Raw genomic sequence first — 19,566 nt, 5'->3', positions numbered from 1 at the left:
GATGCGCAACGCCGGTGCCTCCGCCTCCGACGTCCGACGGCGGATCGCGACGGAGATGGCGGACGACGTGCCCTGGAGCAGGGTGCTCAACTCCATCTGCACCGAACCCCATCCGCTGGGCGTCGAGATGGCGTCCGCCGCGGCCCACACCAACCTCGGCGACGTGCGCATCTTCCGCGGCACCAAGCGGATCGAGCGCAAGGTCGTCGCACTGCTGCTCGATCTGATGGGCAACCCCGGCGGGTCGGGAAGTCTGGTGTCCGGTGGCACCGAGGCGAACCTGATCGCGATGCTGGTGGCCCGCGAGTCGGCGCGCGCCCGGGGACGGCTGACCGACCGGCCCGAAGTCGTCGTCAGCAGCACCGTGCACTTCTCCTTCACCAAGGTCTTCGGCCTGCTGGGGCTGACCCCGGTCATCGTGCCGGTCGACGACTCCCTGCGGTTGCCGGCCGCCGAGGTGGCCCGGCGCATCGGCGAGCACACCGTCGCGGTCGTCGCGACGGCGGGCAGCAGCGAGTTCGGTGTGGTCGACGCGGTCGACGAGATCGGACCCGTGGTGGCGGGACGCGGCGTGCACCTGCACGTGGACGCGGCCACCGGCGGCTTCATCATCCCCTTCGCCCGTGAACTCGGCCACGACCTGCCCCAGTTCGACTTCACCGTGGACGGCGTCGACTCGATCACCATCGACCCGCACAAGTACGGACTGGCCAACGTCCCCGCCGGGGCGATCCTGTTCCGCGGCGCCCAGGACGCCGGACGCTTCGCCGTCGACTCGTTCTTCATCGACACGCCGGTGCACAACACCCTGCTCGGCACCCGGCCGGGCGCCGCCGCGGTGTCCACCTACGCGGTGCTGGAGCACCTCGGGCGCGACGGCTTCCGCGACCTCACGCGGACCAACTTCGAGGTGACGAAGTACCTGGTGGACGGATTGCGCGCCGCCGGGCACGAGTTGTTCGCCGAACCGCAGCTGAACATCGTGGTGGTCCGGATGCCGCACGCGGTCCGCATCTCGCAGCTGCTGGAGTCGAAGGGCTGGATCGTCTCCACGTCGAAGCGATTCGGCGAAACCCTGCGGCTGGTCGTCACCCGGCACGTGACACCCGCGATGGTGGACGAGTTCCTTCCGGTGCTGGAACGGGCGTGCAAGGAAGCCACGGCCGAGGTGGCGCCGCGATGAGCCTCTTCCGTGGCGCCCGCACCCGGCTCGCCGCCCTGCAGCTGCGGATCGAGCCCGGACAGCGGGACGAGAACCTGGCGAGAGCCGCCAAACTGCTGTCCACCGCACGAGAACGCGAGGCCGACCTGGCGTGCCTGCCGGCGACGTTCGCCACCGGCCTGAACTTCCCGACGCTGCGCACCGACGCGACCACCGAGGACGGCCCGGTCGTCGAGTTCCTCGCCGAGCAGGCCCGCACCCTCGGGATGCACATCGCCGCGGGTGTGCTGCTGTCGGCCGGACGGGACGTCTTCGACGCGGCCGTGCTCGTCGGCCCCGGCGGCGACCCGCTCGGCTGGTACCACCGCGCCTGCGTATGGGTGGGCGAGTCCGAGTACATCTCCACCGGCTCGCCCGGCGAAGTGATCGACACACCCGTCGGACGGATCGGCCTCCAGGTCAGCTACGACCTGCGGTTCCCGGAGGCGAGCCGGCAGTACCTCGCCCAGGACGCCGACCTCGTCGTCTGCGTGGCCAACCTCTTCGGGCCGTTCTCGCACCCGGTGCGCTCCCTGTGCCGCGCCCGGGCCGCCGACAACGAGTGCGCGCTGGTCTTCGCCAGCGGGGTGGGGGAGAACCGCTTCGCGAACATGAGCTACGTCGGCCGCAGCATGATCGTCGACGGTCTGGTGCAGGACGCCCGCGAGGACCGGGACGCCGACATCCTCGCCGAGGCCGACCCGGGCAGCCAGGAAGCCGTGATCCACGCGGACGTGCACTGGCGGCAGCGGCGCAAGGTCCGCGCCGGACTGCCGTTCCACGACGACCTGCGCTCGACCTGGACCACGAACCACGGGGGGCCCGCCTGATGAGGGCAACGCGTATGCAGCCGGAGTCCGGCTGGCTCGGCGACGTGCTCGGGCTGGTCGTGATGGACATGCGGCAGTTCTTCGACAACCGCCTGTTCGCGGTGTCGACGCTGCTGACGTCGGTGTCGATGGTGCTGGCCTTCGGGGCCGCCACCGACCAGATGGTGAGCCCGGCGCCGACGGCCGCCAACTACTTCGGCTTCGTCTTCCCCGGCATCATCGGCGCCGGCATCATGTTCAGCTGCACCTACACCGTCGGCTACACGGTCATCATCGACCGCAACCGCCGCACGATCGAGGACCTGATCCTCTCGCCCCTGTCGTACTCCGGGTTCCTGCTCGCCCGGATCGTCGGGGTCGTGCTCAAGTGCCTGTTCCAGTTCGTCCTGGTGCTGCTGCTCGGCGTCGGGGTCTTCGACGCCCGGATCGAGTCGGTGCCGCTGTTCGTCCTGGGCTTCTTCACCGCCTGCACGGCCTTCGCCGGACTCGGGATCCTCATCGCGACGTACACCAACGAGATCTCCTTCCCGGCCGTCGTGAACATCATCGTCATCCCGCTCATGTACTTCGCCGGGATCTTCTTCCCCCTCGAAAACCTCGGGACGCTCGGCGACGTCTTCGCCCGGCTCCCCCTCTCCGTGCACGTCGACATCTTCCGCGCCGCCACCTCGCCCGACGTCTCGGCCACCGGGGCATCGGTGCTGGCGGTCGCCTACTCGTTCCTGGCCCTCTCCATCGCCGCCTGGGCCTTCCGCAGGAGGATCGGCCATGGCTGACACCCCGAGCACCGCAGCGCCGGTCCTGTCGGTCTCCCGGCTCGACCACCGCGTGAGCCCCGACTTCGCCCTGCGCTCCCTCACCTTCTCGGTGAACGCCGGCGAGGGCGTGGCCATCATCGGCACCAACGGCGCCGGCAAGACCACACTGATCCGCCTCGTCGCCGGGCTGCTGCGCCCGTCGGGCGGCGAGGTCCGCATCTGCGGCACCCCGCCCCGCCGCTGGGGGCAGGTCGGCCGCCACATCGGATACGTCCAGCAGGCCAAGGACCTCCCGGACGGCGTCAGCGTCGAGACGTATGTCAAACATCAGCTCAAGCTCCGGCGGGCCGACCCCGGCCGCTACGAGGAGCTGATCGCCCTGGCCGACCTGGAGCGCTACCGCCACCAGTACGTGCGCAGCCTCTCCGGCGGCAGCCAGCGCAAGCTGCACGTCATCTGCGCCGTGGCGCACCGCCCCGACCTGCTGATCCTCGACGAGCCGACCACGGGCCTGGACCCGACGGCCCGCGAGACGCTGCTGGAGCTGCTGGGGAGCCTGAAGAAGGACGGCGTCGGCGTGCTGTTCGCCAGCCATCACCGCGACGAACTGCTCGCGCTGGCCGACTCCGTCGTGGTGCTCCACCAGGGCCGCCAGATCAAGGACGCCTCGCTCGACGCCGTCACCCGGTGGGGCGAGCGCTCCAGCCTGATCCTGGAGGCCTTCACCGAGTCCCACCTCGAACGGCTGCAGGACTGGGCCGGGCAGGAGGCGCAGGCCGGCGGCGCCGTCCGTTCCGTCCGCACCGTCGACCAGGGCGTGCGGCTCGACCTGACCGACGGTGACCACCAAGGCACTCTGGCCGAGGTGGTCGCCCGGGCCCACGCCGCAGGCCTCGCCCTGCGCTCCGCGTCCTACTTCCAGCCCACTCTGGCGGACGTCGTCCGTTCCATCGTCGACCAAGTCGAACCGGAGGACATCGCATGAGCATCACCACCACGACCACGAGCATGCCGTTCTGGAAGGAGTACCCGGAGCGCGACAGCGAGTGGGTGCGGCAGTACCCCACCAAGCACGTGCCGGTGAACGAGGAGGAGGTGTTCACGCGCAAGCCCATGGGCGTGTACGTCCACATCCCCTTCTGCAACCGGCTCTGCTTCAGCTGCCCGTACATCAAGCACCAGACCGACCGCGACCTGACCCGCACCTATCTGGACGCGCTGAAGACGGAGATCACCAACTACGCCGAGCGGCCCTACATCCAGGACCACGTCATCACCCTCGGCTACATCGGCGGCGGAACCCCGACCGCGCTCACCGCCCCGCAACTCGACGATCTGCTCGGCCACATGTTCAGCAGCTTCGACGTCGAGGAGGGCGCGGACTTCTCCATCGAGACCACACCGGTCGACATCAGTGAGCGCAAGGCCACCGTCCTGCTGGAACGCGGCATCCGGCGCATCAGCCTCGGGGTGCAGACCTTCGTCCCGGAGGAACTGAAGAACATCGGCCGCCCGAACGACCCGGAGATGCTCAAGGAGAGCATCCGGCTGCTGCGCCGGTGCGGATTCGAGAACATCAACATCGACCTGATGCACGGCATCAACGGGCAGACGATGGAGAGCTGGGAGCACAGCCTCGACGTCGCCATCGAACTCGGGGTCACCTGCATCTCCTTCTACACGTACATGGAGTTCGCGCAGATCTCCACCAAGCGCAGGAAGCTGCCGCCGGTCCCGGAGAAGGCCGTGGTCGACGACATGTTCCTGTTCGCCGCCGAGAAGCTCTCCAAGGCCGGCTTCCTCGGCTACTACGGCGACTGCTTCGCCAAGCCCGGCTTCCAGCCCAAGTACGGCGAGACGTCGTGGAGCGAGGACATCCCCATCATCCCCCTCGGCCCCACCGCCACCGGCCACCTGCGCGACCACTGGTACTTCAACGAGCCCGACATCGGCCGCTACATCCAGACCGTGATGGAGGGCCGGCTGCCGATCTCCATGGGCAAGCACATCACCAAGTCTGAGTCGATCCGGCGGTCGATGGTGCTGGGCGTCAAGGCCGGCCGGGTCAACCGGGAGCGATTCCGCCGCATCCACGGCGTCGACTTCATGGAGATGTTCCGCGCCGAGATCGACGACCTGATCGAGAAGGAACTCATCACCGCCGACGAGAACGGCATCGAGGTCACCGGCCCCAAGGGCTGGTACTACCTCGACAACATCTCCAAGGCGTTCTACTCGCCGGAATTCCGGCGCTACCCGCAGCACCTGGGAGCGGACATCTCCAACTTCATCTCCAGCCAGCCGATTCCCCTGCAGATCACCACGCGGCCCAAGGACGAGGAGGCCGGCTGTGACCACCACTGAGGCCCGACTGCTGAACCTGACCGACCGGGTGCCCCAGCCGTCCCCGCACGACGACATCGACAAGGTCCGCTTCTACGACCTCGGCATGCGCCGCTCCGCGCTGATGGCGTACAAGCGGCCGAGCGACCGCATCATGGCCAACGTCCGCGACGGGATGACCGACCTCGTTGAAGTCGGCTTCAACACCGGCCTGCTGTCCCTCCACGTGGCGGGCAAGCTGCCCGACCTGGCGGTGTCCGGGGTGGAGGAGAACCAGAACCTCGTCGACGTCGCCGAGGACAACCTGACACTCGCCGTATGGGCCAACAGCGCCGGCGACGTGGAGTTCGAGATGGCCAAGCTGAACCGGCTGCCCTTCCCGGACGACTCCGCCGACATCGTGTTCTCGTTCTCCTCGCTGCACCGCTGGCGCCGGCCGGTCGAGACGCTGAAGGAGTGCGCCCGGATCTGCAAGCCCGACGGTGTCGTGATCATCGAGGACATGAACCGGCACGCCGAGGAAGGGCACATCACCTTCATCCTGCAGTTCGTGAAGGAGGGCGGCGACGAGTTCATGCGCTCCTTGCAGGCCGCCTACACCCGGGACGAGGCGGCCGAGCTGCTCCAGGAGGCCGGCCTCGCGGACTGGCAGGTGGTCGAGGAGGACCTCGGCCTGGTGATCTCCTCGCGTCCCCTCGAACCGGTGAGCACCTGATGCCCGGGACGAAGATCGCCGTCGTCCAGATGGAGTCCAAGCTCGGCAAGCCGGCGCAGAACCTGCGCCGCGCCGAGCACTACATCGGCGAGGCCGTCGCGCAGGGAGCGGACCTGATCTGCCTGCCCGAGGCGTTCTCCACCTCCGGCAACATCCTGGAGGTCGCGGACGTGTCGGTGACCATACCGGGACCCGAGACCGACTTCCTGCGCGAGCAGGCGAAGCAGGCCGGCGTGCACATCGTGGCCGGCCTGCTGGAGCGCGGCGACGACGGCAAGTACTACAGCACCTCGGTGCTGTGCGGCCCCGAGGGAACCCTGCTCGGCCACTACCGGCGCGTGCACTGCCACGAACTGGAGGCCCGCTACCTCAGCGGCGGATCCGAATACCCCGTCTTCGACGTCGAGTTCGGGCGGATCGGGCTGATGCAGGGCTACGACATCAACTTCCCGGAGGTCGCGCGGGAGTACTGCCGCCGCGGCGTCGACATCATCGTGTGCTCCGCACTGGTACCCGAGATGTTCGCCTACGTGGCGAACATGCGCCTGCCGGTCAGGGCCGTGGACGCCGAGTGCGTCGTGGCGTTCGCGTCCGGCATCGGCAACAACCTGTACGCCGGATTCGGCTACATGGGGCGCAGCCAGGTCCTGGCGGACCCGCTGTTCCTGGAGGCCGAGCGATTCGACTTCGTCGACGGCGACGAACGGATGGTGGACCTCGGCAAGGAGCCCGGCGTCGGAGTCGTCGAGGTCGACCTGGACCGTATGCGCCGCTACCGCACCAAAGCCACCCTGAGCGGCGACCTGCAGCCGGCGACGTACTGGCAGTCCTGACGAGAGTGAAGGCCCATGCGCGTACTGCTCATCTCCACCAACAAGATCCGGGTACCGCGGCCGGCGCTGCCCATCGGCATGGCCTACATCAGCGCCGCGCTCAAGCACGCCGGACACCAGGTCGACGTCCTCGACCTGCTCTGGGAGTCCCGGGAGCTCAAGGCGGTCCGGGAGAAGCTGACCACCGGGACCTACGACGTGGTCGGCATCGCTGTGCGCAACCTGGACAACCTGACGTTCATCGACCCGGTCTTCTTCGGCCCCATGACCGAGAAGATCGTCCAGTGCGTGCGCAAGTACACCAACGCCACCGTCGTCCTCGGCGGCTCCGGCTTCTCGGTCGAGCCGCTGTCGTTCTTCGAGTACGCCCAGCCGGACTACGGCATCGCCGGTGAGGGCGAGGCCGGAATCGTCCAGCTGCTGGACTACCTGGAGTCCGGCGGGCGGCCGGAGTCGATATCGGGGCTCTGCTACCTCGACGACAACGGCAAGTTCTGCCAGAACCAGTCGAGTCAGGCGTTCGACCTGGGCGCGCTCGAACCCGACCGGTCCGTGTACGACCCCCGGTACTTCGAGGAGGGCGTCTCGGCGGCCTCCGACCTCACCCGCGACCACCAGCCGGCCATCGAGACCCTGCAGACCAAACGGGGCTGCAAGCTGTTCTGCTCCTACTGCATCATCCGCAAGACCGAGGGCAAGGGCGACCGGTTCAAGGAACCGGCCGAGGTCGTCGGCGAGATCCAGCGGGCGATGGCGGAGAACCCGGCCGTGCGGGAGTTCGAGATCGTCGACGCGACCTTCAACTACCCGATGGAGTACGCGGCCGAGGTGTGCGAGGAGATGATCCGCGCCAAGCTCGACGTGCCCTGGTACTGCCAGCTGACGCCCAACGCGATCACACCGGAGTTCGTCAAGCTGCTGCACGCGGCCGGCTGCATCCGGGTGGACCTCGGCACCGACGCCCTCACCGACGAGGCCCTGGCGGACCTGATGAAGGGCTTCGACATGGCCCGCGTCCTCGAGATCGACCGCCTCTTCACGGCCAGCCCGATCGAACACACCCACTGCGTGTTCCTCGGCGGGCCGGGGGAGACCCCGCAGGCACTGAGGGAGTCGATCCGCTTCACCGAGCGGTACCTGAACCCGGCCCAGATCTACGCCAACCTCGGCATCCGGATCCTCAGCGGCACCAAGCTGCAGCGCCAGGCCGTCAAGGCCGGCATCCTGCGGGAGGGCCAGGGCACGTTCGTCCCCGCCTTCTACGTGGAGCCGGCGATTCTCGCCGACCGGGACACGCTCGACTTCGTCCGCGACGCCTACCTGAGCCACAAGAACTGGTACCTGTGGTGGGGCCTGGGCGGGCAGAACCTGACGGACCGTTCGACGGAAACCGTTCAGGCCGTCGCCGACATGCACCAGGAATACGAGTACGTCATGCAAGGCAAGCCCCGGCTGGAACGCGCGCCGAAGCCGACCGCCCAGCCGCTCAAACTCACGATCGGCACCAAGTGATCAATGTTCCAACCGCCGCGCACGAGCTGTCGAAGACCCTCGCGGCCAAGGCCGACCCGGACTTCGCGGTGCGCATGCAGCGCTACTTCCCGCACGAGATCCGGGCCCTCGGGGTGGGCAACGCCGCGGTCGTCGAGATCGCGACCGACTGGTTCCGGGACCGGCGCGACACTCCCGCGGCGACCCGGCTGCTCCTCGCCGAGGAGCTGCTGGCGCACGCCGAGTACCACGAGGAGGTGCTTCTGGGCTTCGCGGTCCTGCACAAGGTCGCCAGGACCGGACTGGGCGAGGAGTTGCTGGACCGCTGCCGGCACTGGCTGGAGACGTATGTGTCCAACTGGGCTCAGTGCGACGACATGTGCCTGAAGCTGCTCTACCCGTTCTTCCTCGGGCACCTGGAGCTGATCCCACGGACCCGGAGCTGGGCCGAGTCCGCCTCCCCGTGGGCCAGACGCGCCGCGAACGTGGCCGTCGTGAAGTTCGTCCGGCGCACAGTGGGCCGTACGGTCTTCGAACTGCCGCTGTCGCACGTCCTCGACAACTGCGTCCGGCTGATGCACGACGACGACACCTATGTGCAGAAGGGCTCGGGCTGGCTGCTCAAGGTCACCGCCGAGGTCCACCCCGACGAGGTGGCCGAGTTCCTGCGCACCTGGCACACCGAGATGCCCCGCGACACGTTCCGGTACGCGGTGGAGAAGATGGACCCGCCGCTGCGCCGGTCCTTGATGGCACTGGGACAGGGGTGACGCGATGAACGAGTCCGGCCGCTACGCCCACCGGCGGGGCATCCACTGCGAGTCGGCCTGCCAATGCGCCGTCCTCGCGGCCGGTGGCTACGACGTCGACGAGGAGATCGTGTTCGGGCTGGACGGAGGCTTCGGCTTCTCGTTCTTCCCGGCGAACGGCAACGCGCCGGACATCGTCGTCGGCAAACAGGCGATCATGCCGCTCCGGGCGGCCCGGCTGATGGGCGTCGAGGTCGCCGCGCACACGCCGAAGTCCGGTGACGGCCTGGCCAGGCTGCTCGCATCGGCACCCGCCGTCATCACCCGGGTGGACCTCGGCATGCTCCCGTACTGGGGTCTGGAGGGCCGAACCTCCTTCGGCGGATACTTCGTCAACGTGGTCCGCCCACTGGGCACCGACGCGTTCGAGGTGTCGGATCCGGCGTTCGACGAACCCGTCACCGTGAGCGCGGCCGAGCTGCAGGCGGCCCGGTCCAGCCGCAACTCGCCGCCACTGAACCCGGACTGGAAGGTGTACGTCCTCGGCGCGCCGCGGCGAACCCCACAGCTGGACCGCGTCGGCCCGGTGGCCGTGCGCACCCTGTGCCGCGAGGTGCTCAAGCCGGGCAGCCGGAACCTGGGCATCCCCGGGATGAAACTGCTGGCCACGACGGCGGCGTCCTGGCCGCAGTCCAAGCACGGCGAGGTCGAGGACGTGGACCTGTCCGGCCACGTGGTGCGGACCGACGCGCTGGCGCGTCAACTGCTGCACCTGGGGCGGCAGATCGAATCCTTCGGCACGGGCGGCGGGCTGTTCCGCCCGATGATCGGCCGCTACCTGACGAGGGTCGCCGAGAGCACCGGCGACACGCGCTACGCCGACGCGGCCGATCGGTTCCTCGACAGCGGCCGGCTCTGGTCGAACCTGGGATCCGCCCTGCTGGCAGCGGGGGCCGCCACCGCCCGCGACGATCTCAAGACGCTGGTGGACGCCGTGGCGGACACGGCCCGGTCCGCGATGGACGTCGAGAAGCGGGCGCTCACCGCGCTCACCACCCTGTAGACGCGAGGTCGACAGACATGCCCACCGAGGACGAGACCGTACTGCTCCAGGGCCCCCGACGCTGGAACGAGCACGCCCGCCGGCGCCGGGCGCAGGGCCCCTTCCGCCCCGACCTGCGCAAGGCGCGGCTGCACGGCGCCGACCTGCAGGGCGCCGAACTCGCCGACGCGGACTTCACGGACGCCGTGCTGACCGAGTCGTATCTGATGTCCGCGGACCTCAGGGGCGCGAATCTCGAAGGCGCCGATCTGTGCGAGGCGTACCTCATTCTGGCCGAGCTGAACGGCTGCCGCCTCGTGGGGGCGAACCTGGACGGCGCGGACCTCAGCGGTGCCGATCTGACCGGCGCGGTGCTCGACGCGGGTTTCCGGCGATCCACCGTGATCTCGGACTACCTCACGATCTGGCCATAGCGAAAGGAGCTCCTCATGATCGTTCTGGGCTACAACGGATTCGGCAAGTCTGCGGAAATCTTCGGACGCCTCTTTCGCGCCACCGGCATCGACCGCCACCTGCTGTACGGCCATGACTCGTCCGCCGCGCTCGTCATCGACGGGAAGCTGGTCGCCGCCGTCGAGGAGGAACGGCTCAACCGGGAGAAGAAGACGTCGAGCTTCCCGGTCAACGCGATGCGCTGGTGCCTGGATTCGGCCGGCATAACCTTCGACGACGTCGACACGTTCGCCTTCTCCTGGCAGTTCTCGCAGGACGTGCTGAACAAGATGATCACCGAGATCACCGAAGACCGCGAGGCGTCCGTCGAGCAGAAGTTCGCGCGGTTGCGGCGTCTGGCGGAGACCCATGAGGCGATGTTCAGCGAGGCCGCGACCCAGGCGGACTTCCTCGAGTACACGGGCCATCGGCTGAGCCCCGAGAAGCTCGTCCGGGTCCCGCATCACATCGCGCATCTGATGACCGGATACCACCTGTCGGGTGGCTCGGACGCGGCCTTCCTGGTCAGCGACGGTCGCGCCGAATGGCTGTCGGCGATCATGGGGGAGGTGCGCGACGGCGAGGTGAAGATCTTCGACGACATGACCATCGACTCGCGGCACTCCCTGGCGATGCTCTTCTCCGTGGTGACGCGCTACCTCGGATTCGTCCCGAACAACGACGAGTACAAGGTGATGGGATTGGCCGGCTACGGCCCGCCGCCCGAGCCGAACCCGTTCCTGGAGCACGTGGTCGAGATGTGCCCCGACGGTACGTACAGGATTCCCTATCCGGCGAACGCCGTACCCGCCTACTACGAGCTTTTCGACCGCATCTTCGGCGGCAGCGCCGAGGACCGGGAGGAGTTCGACTACCGGGTCCGCGTGGCCAGTGCGGCCCAGCACATGCTGGAGACCGTGACCGCCGGCCAGATCCGGACGCTGGAAGCCCGGAGCGACCTGCCGCGCGTGATCTTCGAGGGCGGACTCGCCCTGAACTGCGTCAACAACAGCAAACTGCTGGAGTGTTCACGCTTCACCCAGATGGATGTCAGCTTCGGTGCCAGCGACGTCGGCGTGGCCATCGGCGCGGCGCTGTTCGCCAGTGGCCAGGCGGGCACACCGCCCCGGGTCGACACCTCGCCCTACCTGGGCCCGAGCTACGACGGCCAGGAGATCCAGACGGCCCTCCAGCAGTACGCCGACCAGGTCGTCTGGCGAGAGCTGGACCCCGCGGACGTGCCCCGGGAGGCCGCCACCCTGATGCAGGAGCGCTGCGTCATCGGATGGTTCCAGGGGCGTATGGAGTACGGTCCGCGCGCCCTGGGCAACCGCAGCATCCTGGCCAACCCCAAGTTCCCCGACATCAAGGACATCATCAACGAACGCATCAAGCACCGCGAGCAGTTCCGGCCCTTCGCCCCCGTGGTCCTGGAGCACCTGGCGCCCGAGGTCTTCGAGCTCGGCAAGAAGACGTCCTCGCCGTACATGACCTTCGTGGTTCCGGTGCGGCCCGAGTACCAGGAAAAGATCCAGGGCGCCTGCCACGTCGACGCCACCTCACGGATCCAGACGGTCACCGAGCAGAGCAACCCCCTGCTCGCCCGGCTGCTGAGGGAGTTCACCGAGCTGACCGGGATTCCCTGCCTGATCAACACCTCGTTCAACGTCGCCGGCGAACCCATCGTCTGCTCGCCGACGGATGCCCTGTCCTGCTTCCTCAAGACCGAGATGGATCATCTGTTCCTCGGTAACTTCCTCGTTTCGCGAATCTGAACGAGTGAAGACCTCCCTGATTCCGGCGTCCGCAATCGCACTTCAGGGGCTTGCGCTACGCTCTACGCGAAGGAAGGGAGACGAGAACAAGTGTCGCTTTTAGAAGAAGATCCGTACGTCGGCAATCATTGCGAGTCGACCACCCTCGTGAATCTCTTGCGGCAGCGAGAGGTCGACTTGTCGGAATCGCTCATCTTCGGACTCGCCGGTGGTTTGTCGTTCATCTACTGGCGGACGAAGCAGATGCCGACCCCGTTCATCGGTGGCCGGATCAAGCCCGACACGCTGACGGAGAATCTCGCGACTGCGCTGAAACTGCGCCTGTCCGTACATGAGACGTCGTCGGTGAAGCGGGCGAAGGAACATCTGCTGGCCGAGCTTGAATCCGGAACCATCGTCGGGCTCAAGCTCGACCGCTACTTCCTCGACTACTCCACCGACGACTTCCGGTTCGCGGCCCACTATGTCGCCTGCGTCGGCCATGACGACGACCGTTTCGCACTGGTCGAAACCCGGCCGCTCGGCCTGCAATGGGGCTCCGGGGAATCCCTCGCGAAAGCGCGGAACGCCCGGGGGCCGATGAGTTCCCGCAATCGTGCCTTCACCCTCGATCTCCCGAAGGGCGGCCTTCCCGATCTGGGGAAAGCCGCACGCAAGGGCATCAAGAAGTCGGCGGAAGAATTTCTGAACCCGCCGATCTCCAACTTCGGATACAAGGGCATGCACAAAGTCGCGGACCTCATGCCGCAATGGCTCGACGACCTCGACTCGCCCGCCGACAGCCTTCCCGAGATCTGCACGATCATGGAGGACGCAGGCACCGGCGGCGGCCTGTTCCGCACGATGTGGGCGGAGTTCCTCGCGGAGACCGCCGAGATCACCGGCACCGGCGAGTACCAGGAGGTCTCGGACGCGTACCGCGAGGTCTCGAAGAAGTGGACCGAGGTAGCCGGCCTCCTGAACGAGGCGGGAGTCGCGTCGTCACGGGAATCCCTCCACAGCGCGTCAAAACTCGTACACGAGGCCGCGGACAAGGAACAGCACCTGATGCAGCGCCTTCTGGAGTTGTCGAGCTGACCCGGGGACGCCGTCGTCGAGCGGGAGGATGGTGAGGGCGAGACACCAAGGGTGCGGGACAAGAGAGGGCCGAGCGGATCTCCGTCGTACCCGACGACCAGATGTTCCGCGGCCACGGGCCCCCGGCTGAGTTCCACGAGCCGGGCCAGGGCCGTCGCCGCGGACGGCATTCGGACCGGGTCGAGACCAAGAGCCCGGGCCCCACGGTCCCTTCGCCTGTCGAAGTCGGGTACGTCGTCCCGGTACTCGTCGGCGACGGCCCGGGCGCTCCCGTCCGTCCGCCCGGGAGCGTCCCGCCACCCTGGCGCCACGAGGGACAGCCGCACCAACTCCCGCAGCCCGCGCGCGAAGATGGCTCCGTGCGTCGGGGGAGGGTCCGGCGGCGCGACGGCAGGGCAGGATGCGGCGGCATGGAGGAACCACGGAGAGGGTGCAAACGCCGGACGGGTGGGTACTTGCGTGCGGCGGCCCTTCGGCATCGGGGGGCTGGGTGGTGCGAGTGTGCGGAGTGGGGAGATCGTCGTGGCATTGTGCGAGGTGCGGGACACCCGGGCTGTTCGGGGCTGTGCCCGGATCCTGGCGGGCCGCTACCGTCTGGACGCGTTGATCGGTTCGGGTGGGGCGGCCGACGTGCACCGGGGGTTCGACCTGCGACTGCGGCGGCCGGTCGCGGTGAAGATGTTCCGCCCCGGCACCGGCTTCGACACGGAGGAGATCTTCCGCAGCGAGGCCGAGATCCTCGCCCGATTGCAGCATCCGGGACTGGTGACCGCTTTCGACGCCGGACACCACGACGGCGACGCCTTCCTGGTCATGCAGCTGATCGACGGACGCACCCTGAAGTCCCGCATCGCCGAGGGGCCCCTGTCGTGCGAAGCGGCGGCGGCGCTCGGTGCCGGATTGGCCGAAGCGCTGGCTCACACCCACGAGGTGGGGATCGTCCACCGGGACGTCAAACCGTCCAACATCATTCTCGACTCCTCAGGCCGCCCCCATCTCACGGACTTCGGCATCTCCCGGCTCCTGGACGCGACCACGCGCACCGCCACCGAAACCATGACCGGCACCGCGGCCTACCTCTCTCCCGAACAGGTGCTGGGCCGACCGGTGGGCCGGCCCGCCGACGTCTACGCCCTCGGCCTGGTCCTCCTCGAATGCCTCACCGGCCGACTCGAGTACGACGGCGGCCCTCTCGAGGCCGCCATAGCGCGCCTCCACCGCCCGCCGGTCCTCCCGGATTCCCTGTCCGACGGTTTCGCCGGCCTGCTGCGGGACATGACCAGCCTGGAGGAGCAGGAGCGCCCCACGGCCCGCGCGTGCGCCCGAGCCCTGACCCGTCTTGCCGGAACGAGTCCGGCAAACCCTGTCGCGTCCGTGGCCCGGCCGGCGCTCAGCGCCGTGCCTCCCACGACCGCGGATTCCGCCGACCGCACACACCGGAGCTTGTCGCCGGCCGCGAAGGCGCCCGCTGCCTCGCACGCCTCAGCAGGTCTCCGTCAGGACCTGCCCCGCTCCGCCTCCCTCCGCGGCCGCCTTCGAACCCGAGGGGCGGCGGCCGCGCTGGCCGCCCTCGCCGCCGCCGGCCTGGTGGTCACCGAGGGCTTTTCACACCAGGACACCACGGGTGAAGCGGCCCGGTCCGCCCCTGATCCGGTCGCCCCTTCCACGCGCCCGGGCACCACGGCTCACGACGACGACCGGCCTTCCGCCCCGGCCACCGGGCCTTCGCGCAGCCCCTCCGCCTCCGCTCAGCCGCTGCGGGACGCCGCACCAACGTTCCGTGAAAATCGGCCCGTTGACAGCTCACCGCCCACCACCCACCCCGTGGGCCAGGCAGTGGGGAAGGGCGGAGCAAAGGGCCACGACCAACGACCGGGGCACGCGCGCGTGAAGCAGAAGGGCAAGAAGCCCGTCTCACGCTGACGGACGTTCGCCGTGGTGGACGACGGTGACGTGCTGGTCGACCCCAGGAGCCTCGAGTTCGCCGACGCCGTCGCCGTCGCCGACGACGGCGACGGCCGGCGGGCGATGCTCGATGTGCTCGGAGTGGGAGCGCCCCACGGCCAGGCTTCGGTCGGCGACTACTGAATCAAGAATTCCAGCTCGGGCCGGTCCCAGGCCACGGCGGGCGGGTTCGCGGAGACGGTCCCGGTGGGGAGCGCGCCCACACTGCGGTAGAAGCCCTCGGCCGGGGGATGTGACACCACCCGGACACGGTCCAGGCCTGCCGCGCGCGCCTCGGACTTCATGTGCTCGACGAGCAGCCGCCCGATGCCACGGCCCTGCATCCCGTCCGCCACGAAGAGCAGGTCCAGTTCCGGCGGCACGAGGACCAACGAGTAGAAGCCAAGCACCCGGCCCGCGTCATCGGCGTCGACGGCCACGAACACCCGATGCGCCTCGACGTAGTCGGGCCCGACGCGGTAGCCCGCGACCATCGCCGCGTACTGTCCCTCGTAGGCACGCGAGCCGCGCACGAGCCGCGTGAGCCGCTTGACGTCTCGGGCGACCGCCCTGCGTATGACGATCTCGCCACGCATGGATGTACTGGGCACCTGCATACGGAGCATGTTACGCACCCCGGCGGGAGGGGGCGTTCCCGCTGCGCACCGGGCACATCGGGGCGATAAGCTACCGCTCGGTAATGTCCGGACGGTGATGCCAGGGTGCTGAGCGAAACAAGAGGGAGAACAAGAGGGAGGACGCAGATGTCCGACCTGGACTTCTACGCCCGCGTCGCCACCCGCGGCCACGTGTTGGGCCTGGGCATCGGCACGCAGCCCGCCGCATGGGAGGCCAAGCTCGGCACCGACTTCCTCGATGCCGAGGACGGAAGCCTGCTGCGCCGGGACTACGGGCTCGTGGAACTGTCCTTCCAGGAGGAGGCCGGAGCCTGGTCCTGCTTCGGGGTGAGTGTGCAGGTGCACCGCTTGCGGCGGGACACCGAGGCGTCCGTACCGGCGGGCCTGCGCGGAGCGTACGGCGTCTTCGCGCCCTCGACGCGCTTCGAGGACCTGGCCGCCGCGATCGCCGGGCTCGGCTGCTCGCTCCAACCCGAGCCGGACGAGGACGGCACGCCGGAAGACATGCGCCGCTACCGGGTGCCCGAGTCGGGCGTGAGGATCTTCGTCCGCGCGGAGGAACACGCCGGGAGGCAGGCGGGTGAGGTCTGGAGCCTCAGCGTGTCTCCCGCATGGTGGCGCGCCGCAGGCTGACCCGAGTCCGCCGCGCGCCGCAGCCGGTCAGGCCGGATCTGCTGTGCGCAAGGCCCGCTTCAGCCACGCCAACTCCTCGGTCGCGTCGGGCGACGCGCCCTGCCCGCGCACCCGGGCGACGAGCGTGCGGTAGCGCTCCGCTCCTGCCGCGGTCCCGGCCTCCAAGCTGCGCAGTACGGCGGCCCGGTCGGCGTCTCCGAACAGCTCGGACAACATGCCGGCCGCCTCCGGACCGTCGGGGGCGACCCCGCGCCTTCGGGCTGCCGCGACGGTCTGCACGACCAGCCGGGCCCACCAGATGGACGCCCCGGGAGGACGACCCTGCCCCGGTACGGGCGTGTTGAGCTCCATCCAGGTGCGCAGCCGGGCGCGGAAGCCGGGGTCCCGCACCAGCTCGGCCAGTTCGATCCAGGCGTCCACCTGCTCGGGGGTCGGATCGTCGGGCAGGTCGACGCTGTAGGCGCGGAGGCGGTCGCGCACGCGCGGCTCGACGTCGAGACCGCCGAACACCTCCTCCTTGAACTCGTCGACGACCTGCTTGCGTTCGGCGGCCGAAAGCCGCGCCAACCGGTTCATCAGTGCGGTCTCCTCGGCGGTGGAACCACGTGTCGCCACGGTGGACAGGACGGCCCGGCTCACCTTCAGGGAGCGGATCTGCGCGTCGAGCGCCGCCACATGCGCGTCGGCGACCTCCGCGACCGTGGTCCGGCCGCTCAGCACCCGGCACACCTCGTCGAGCCCGAGGCCCAGCTCCCGAAGGGTGCGGACCAGCTCGACGCGGGCCACGGACCCGGCGTCGTACAGCCGGTAGCCGCTCGCGGAGCGGGCCACGGGAGGCACCGCTCCCTCGTCCGACCAGAAGCGCAGGGTGCGCACCGAAAGTCCGGTGCGGCGCGCGAGCCGGCCGATGGTGAGCACGTCGGGGTGTTCGTCATCCATGGGGAAACCCTGGACCTTCCAGTCGCCGGAGACTCAAGCGCCTCGCGAGCGAGAAGGCGGTGATCTCACCGCACACGCCGATAAACCGCATTCAACAAATTGTCACTGCTTCGAGGTAAGCATCTCGTCTCCCCGGTGGATACGGCCCACCCAGTGGATAGCTTCTGCAGGTGGGCGGATCCGCGTGGTTCCTCCCGCTAGTTGCCCACCCCTCCCTAGTCTCCCGGTCGGCGCACCCGTGTGCGTCGGGCGCCCCGTTGTGCGAGGAGAACCACCTCCGATGACCGTCGACAGCATCCCGGAAGCCGAGACCATCCGCGCCGCGCCGCAGCAGTCCCTGAGCACCGCCGCCGCCCGCAACCTCGCCACCACCACCAAGTCCGTCCCGCAGATGCAGGAGATCACCTCCCGCTGGCTGCTGCGGATGCTGCCCTGGGTCGAGGCCGACGGCGGCGCCTACCGGGTCAACCGGCGGCTGCGACACACCGTCGGCGACGGGTGCATCGAGTTCGTCCAGGAGGGCGCCACGGTCCGCGTGATCCCCAGGGAACTCGGCGAACTCGCCCTGCTGCGCGGGTTCGAGGACACGGACGTCCTCACCGCACTCGCCGACCGCTGCACACAGCACGACTTCGCGGCCGGCGACGTCCTCGCCGAGCGCGGCGGTCCCGCGGACCGGATCCACCTGATCGCCCACGGCCGGCTCAGCCAGACCTCCGAGGGCAAGTACGGCGGCGAGATCGCCCTCGGGGTGCTCGCGGACGGTGACCGCTTCGGTGAGAACGCCCTGCTGGACCCCGACGCCCGCCACGAGAGCACGGTCACCGCCCAGACCTCCGGCACCCTTCTCACCCTCTCCCGCGCCGACTTCGCCGCCGTCCAGGCCTCCGCGCCCATCCTGCAGGCTCACGTCGACACCTACCGCTCCCGCGCGCGCCACCGGCAGAACAAGCACGGCGAGGCCGAGATCGCGATGTCGGCAGGCCATGTCGGCGAGGCGGACCTGCCGGGCACCTTCGTCGACTACGAACTCGAGCCGCGCGAATACGAACTCTCCGTGGCCCAGACCGTTCTGAGGATCCACTCGAGGGTCGCCGACCTCTACAACGGTCCGATGAACCAGACGGAGGAGCAACTCAGGCTCACCGTCGAGGCCTTGCGGGAGCGTCAGGAACACGAGCTGATCAACAACCGCGAGTTCGGGCTGCTGCACAATGCCGACTTCAAGCAGCGCATCCAGCCCCACTCCGGCCCGCCCACCCCGGACGACATGGACAATCTGCTCTGCCGCCGACGCGGCACCAAGATGTTCCTCGCCCACCCCAGGACCATCGCCGCGATCGGACGTGGCTTCAACGCCTGCGGCCTCTACCCCGACCACGTCGACCTCGGCGGACAGTCCGTCCCCGCCTGGCGCGGGGTCCCCATCCTGCCCTGCAACAAGATCCCCATCAGCAAGGAGCAGACCAGCTCCATCATCGCGATGCGCACCGGCGAGAAGAACCAGGGCGTCATCGGCCTGCGCAAGACCGGGCTGCAGGACGAGTACGAACCGGGTCTTGCCGTGCGGTACATGGGCATCAACGAACAGGCGATCATCTCCTACCTCGTCACCACCTACTACTCCGCCGCGGTGCTCCTGCCCGACGCACTCGGCGTGATGGAGAACGTCCAGATCGCCCCCAGGCCTCACTGAAGCCCTGATCCGCGTGCCAGGTCCACCTCCGGTCACCTCCGCGCGCAACGGAGCGCCCACCCCACCGCAGCAAGGAGCCGCCGATGCCCGACTCCGGGCCCCTCGGATCATCACCCCCTGAGCAGCAACCGACGCCGCCCGCAACCGTGCCGGACGCGGCCATGCCGGTGGTGCACCATGCTCCCGTCCCGCCGACGGCCCTGCGGTTCCTCGCCGCACTGCACCCGCCGGTCCCGATCTCCAGCCCGCCACCGCCCCCCGCGGCCGTCTCCGCCGTACCGGACACGCCTGTCGCCACAGCTGCCGCCTCGGCCGTACCGGACACGCCTGTCGCGACCGCGACCGCGGCCGGCTCCGCCCTCCAGCGGATCCTGCGCGGACCGACCGGACCGGGCACGTCGTCGCTCTCCTTGGCCCGCAGGCACCAGCCCCCGGTACCGGACCAGGCG

At 69.0% G+C, this 19,566-nt stretch carries 19 protein-coding genes and 1 pseudogene; 18 read left to right on the top strand and 2 right to left on the bottom strand.

Annotation, left to right across the window (positions count from 1 at the left end; translation table 11 throughout):
- The first annotated feature begins 1 nt into the window (after nucleotide 1).
- From mfnA to K4G64_RS00905, 15 genes are all read left to right on the top strand, one after another.
- Nucleotides 2-1,183, top strand: coding sequence for a tyrosine decarboxylase MfnA (mfnA, locus tag K4G64_RS00975; RefSeq protein ID WP_221754105.1), 1,182 nt, complete (start codon nucleotides 2-4; stop codon nucleotides 1,181-1,183).
- Nucleotides 1,180-2,031, top strand: coding sequence for a carbon-nitrogen hydrolase family protein (locus tag K4G64_RS00970; protein WP_221754104.1), 852 nt, complete (start codon nucleotides 1,180-1,182; stop codon nucleotides 2,029-2,031). Before mfnA ends, K4G64_RS00970 begins: the two co-directional genes overlap by 4 nt.
- On the top strand, nucleotides 2,031-2,807 hold the full coding sequence (locus K4G64_RS00965; RefSeq protein ID WP_260459824.1) for an ABC transporter permease: 777 nt from the start codon (nucleotides 2,031-2,033) through the stop codon (nucleotides 2,805-2,807). Before K4G64_RS00970 ends, K4G64_RS00965 begins: the two co-directional genes overlap by 1 nt.
- A complete protein-coding gene (locus K4G64_RS00960; protein WP_221754103.1) occupies nucleotides 2,800-3,774 on the top strand; it encodes an ABC transporter ATP-binding protein in 975 nt (324 codons plus the stop codon). Before K4G64_RS00965 ends, K4G64_RS00960 begins: the two co-directional genes overlap by 8 nt.
- Complete coding sequence (locus tag K4G64_RS00955; RefSeq protein ID WP_221754102.1) at nucleotides 3,771-5,153, top strand: coproporphyrinogen-III oxidase family protein; 1,383 nt, start codon at nucleotides 3,771-3,773, stop codon at nucleotides 5,151-5,153. The genes K4G64_RS00960 and K4G64_RS00955 overlap by 4 nt, the downstream gene beginning before the upstream one ends.
- Nucleotides 5,140-5,847 carry a class I SAM-dependent methyltransferase gene (locus K4G64_RS00950; protein WP_221754101.1) on the top strand — a complete coding sequence of 236 codons (708 nt, stop codon included), beginning with the start codon at nucleotides 5,140-5,142 and terminating at the stop codon, nucleotides 5,845-5,847. The genes K4G64_RS00955 and K4G64_RS00950 overlap by 14 nt, the downstream gene beginning before the upstream one ends.
- Nucleotides 5,847-6,680 (top strand): carbon-nitrogen hydrolase family protein, encoded by an 834-nt coding sequence (locus K4G64_RS00945; RefSeq protein WP_221754100.1) that lies wholly within the window; start codon nucleotides 5,847-5,849, stop codon nucleotides 6,678-6,680. Before K4G64_RS00950 ends, K4G64_RS00945 begins: the two co-directional genes overlap by 1 nt.
- Nucleotides 6,681-6,695: 15 nt before the next feature.
- Nucleotides 6,696-8,192: a B12-binding domain-containing radical SAM protein gene (locus K4G64_RS00940; RefSeq protein ID WP_221754099.1), complete on the top strand. Its 1,497-nt coding sequence runs from the start codon at nucleotides 6,696-6,698 to the stop codon at nucleotides 8,190-8,192.
- Complete coding sequence (locus K4G64_RS00935; protein ID WP_308122172.1) at nucleotides 8,189-8,941, top strand: DNA alkylation repair protein; 753 nt, start codon at nucleotides 8,189-8,191, stop codon at nucleotides 8,939-8,941. Before K4G64_RS00940 ends, K4G64_RS00935 begins: the two co-directional genes overlap by 4 nt.
- A 4-nt stretch (nucleotides 8,942-8,945) precedes the next feature.
- Complete coding sequence (locus K4G64_RS00930; RefSeq protein WP_221754098.1) at nucleotides 8,946-9,983, top strand: BtrH N-terminal domain-containing protein; 1,038 nt, start codon at nucleotides 8,946-8,948, stop codon at nucleotides 9,981-9,983.
- Between the two features lie 17 nt (nucleotides 9,984-10,000).
- A complete protein-coding gene (locus K4G64_RS00925; RefSeq protein WP_031106464.1) occupies nucleotides 10,001-10,396 on the top strand; it encodes a pentapeptide repeat-containing protein in 396 nt (131 codons plus the stop codon).
- A gap of 15 nt (nucleotides 10,397-10,411) precedes the next feature.
- Nucleotides 10,412-12,190, top strand: coding sequence for a carbamoyltransferase C-terminal domain-containing protein (locus K4G64_RS00920; protein ID WP_221754097.1), 1,779 nt, complete (start codon nucleotides 10,412-10,414; stop codon nucleotides 12,188-12,190).
- Between the two features lie 90 nt (nucleotides 12,191-12,280).
- Nucleotides 12,281-13,267, top strand: a complete 987-nt coding sequence (locus K4G64_RS40950; RefSeq protein WP_221754096.1) for a BtrH N-terminal domain-containing protein — start codon at nucleotides 12,281-12,283, stop codon at nucleotides 13,265-13,267.
- A gap of 522 nt (nucleotides 13,268-13,789) precedes the next feature.
- Nucleotides 13,790-15,190 (top strand): serine/threonine-protein kinase, encoded by a 1,401-nt coding sequence (locus K4G64_RS00910; protein ID WP_308122171.1) that lies wholly within the window; start codon nucleotides 13,790-13,792, stop codon nucleotides 15,188-15,190.
- 15 nt (nucleotides 15,191-15,205) lie between these two features.
- The gene (locus K4G64_RS00905) at nucleotides 15,206-15,355 is read left to right on the top strand and encodes a hypothetical protein (protein WP_221754094.1); all 150 of its coding nucleotides are present in this window, start codon (nucleotides 15,206-15,208) and stop codon (nucleotides 15,353-15,355) included.
- Here the strand turns inward: K4G64_RS00905 and K4G64_RS00900 are convergent.
- Complete coding sequence (locus K4G64_RS00900; protein WP_221754093.1) at nucleotides 15,349-15,828, bottom strand: GNAT family N-acetyltransferase; 480 nt, start codon at nucleotides 15,826-15,828, stop codon at nucleotides 15,349-15,351. The two genes, K4G64_RS00905 and K4G64_RS00900, sit on opposite strands and share 7 nt — an antisense overlap.
- A gap of 147 nt (nucleotides 15,829-15,975) precedes the next feature.
- On the opposite strand from K4G64_RS00900, the gene K4G64_RS00895 reads away from it, so the two are divergent.
- Nucleotides 15,976-16,482 (top strand): hypothetical protein, encoded by a 507-nt coding sequence (locus tag K4G64_RS00895; protein WP_221754092.1) that lies wholly within the window; start codon nucleotides 15,976-15,978, stop codon nucleotides 16,480-16,482.
- A 27-nt stretch (nucleotides 16,483-16,509) separates the two neighbouring features.
- Here K4G64_RS00895 and K4G64_RS00890 read toward each other — a convergent pair whose 3' ends face one another.
- The gene (locus tag K4G64_RS00890; RefSeq protein ID WP_221754091.1) at nucleotides 16,510-17,421 is read right to left on the bottom strand and encodes a MerR family transcriptional regulator; all 912 of its coding nucleotides are present in this window, start codon (nucleotides 17,419-17,421) and stop codon (nucleotides 16,510-16,512) included.
- A gap of 280 nt (nucleotides 17,422-17,701) precedes the next feature.
- On the opposite strand from K4G64_RS00890, the gene K4G64_RS00885 reads away from it, so the two are divergent.
- Both K4G64_RS00885 and K4G64_RS00880 read left to right on the top strand, forming a co-directional pair.
- Complete coding sequence (locus K4G64_RS00885; RefSeq protein WP_221754090.1) at nucleotides 17,702-19,117, top strand: family 2B encapsulin nanocompartment shell protein; 1,416 nt, start codon at nucleotides 17,702-17,704, stop codon at nucleotides 19,115-19,117.
- An 83-nt stretch (nucleotides 19,118-19,200) separates the two neighbouring features.
- A pseudogene (locus tag K4G64_RS00880) lies at nucleotides 19,201-19,566 on the top strand (2-methylisoborneol synthase); the annotation flags it as partial.

Source organism: Streptomyces sp. WAC04114 (assembly GCF_019733245.1).
GTDB classification, from domain to species: domain Bacteria; phylum Actinomycetota; class Actinomycetes; order Streptomycetales; family Streptomycetaceae; genus Streptomyces; species Streptomyces massasporeus_A.
This window is presented reverse-complemented; position numbering and strand designations above follow the sequence as displayed.

What these genes read in the sequence shown, in the direction of transcription:
- K4G64_RS00890 (WP_221754091.1), bottom strand. Translation starts at nt 17,421, where the DNA reads ATGGATGACGAACACCCCGACGTGCTCACCATCGGCCGGCTCGCGCGC.
- K4G64_RS00895 (WP_221754092.1), top strand. Translation starts at nt 15,976, where the DNA reads ATGTCCGACCTGGACTTCTACGCCCGCGTCGCCACCCGCGGCCACGTG.
- K4G64_RS00925 (WP_031106464.1), top strand. Translation starts at nt 10,001, where the DNA reads ATGCCCACCGAGGACGAGACCGTACTGCTCCAGGGCCCCCGACGCTGG.
- K4G64_RS00920 (WP_221754097.1), top strand. Translation starts at nt 10,412, where the DNA reads ATGATCGTTCTGGGCTACAACGGATTCGGCAAGTCTGCGGAAATCTTC.
- K4G64_RS00970 (WP_221754104.1), top strand. Translation starts at nt 1,180, where the DNA reads ATGAGCCTCTTCCGTGGCGCCCGCACCCGGCTCGCCGCCCTGCAGCTG.
- K4G64_RS00955 (WP_221754102.1), top strand. Translation starts at nt 3,771, where the DNA reads ATGAGCATCACCACCACGACCACGAGCATGCCGTTCTGGAAGGAGTAC.
- K4G64_RS00930 (WP_221754098.1), top strand. Translation starts at nt 8,946, where the DNA reads ATGAACGAGTCCGGCCGCTACGCCCACCGGCGGGGCATCCACTGCGAG.
- K4G64_RS00960 (WP_221754103.1), top strand. Translation starts at nt 2,800, where the DNA reads ATGGCTGACACCCCGAGCACCGCAGCGCCGGTCCTGTCGGTCTCCCGG.
- K4G64_RS00940 (WP_221754099.1), top strand. Translation starts at nt 6,696, where the DNA reads ATGCGCGTACTGCTCATCTCCACCAACAAGATCCGGGTACCGCGGCCG.
- K4G64_RS00885 (WP_221754090.1), top strand. Translation starts at nt 17,702, where the DNA reads ATGACCGTCGACAGCATCCCGGAAGCCGAGACCATCCGCGCCGCGCCG.
- K4G64_RS00900 (WP_221754093.1), bottom strand. Translation starts at nt 15,828, where the DNA reads ATGCAGGTGCCCAGTACATCCATGCGTGGCGAGATCGTCATACGCAGG.
- mfnA (WP_221754105.1), top strand. Translation starts at nt 2, where the DNA reads ATGCGCAACGCCGGTGCCTCCGCCTCCGACGTCCGACGGCGGATCGCG.
- K4G64_RS00945 (WP_221754100.1), top strand. Translation starts at nt 5,847, where the DNA reads ATGCCCGGGACGAAGATCGCCGTCGTCCAGATGGAGTCCAAGCTCGGC.
- K4G64_RS00965 (WP_260459824.1), top strand. Translation starts at nt 2,031, where the DNA reads ATGAGGGCAACGCGTATGCAGCCGGAGTCCGGCTGGCTCGGCGACGTG.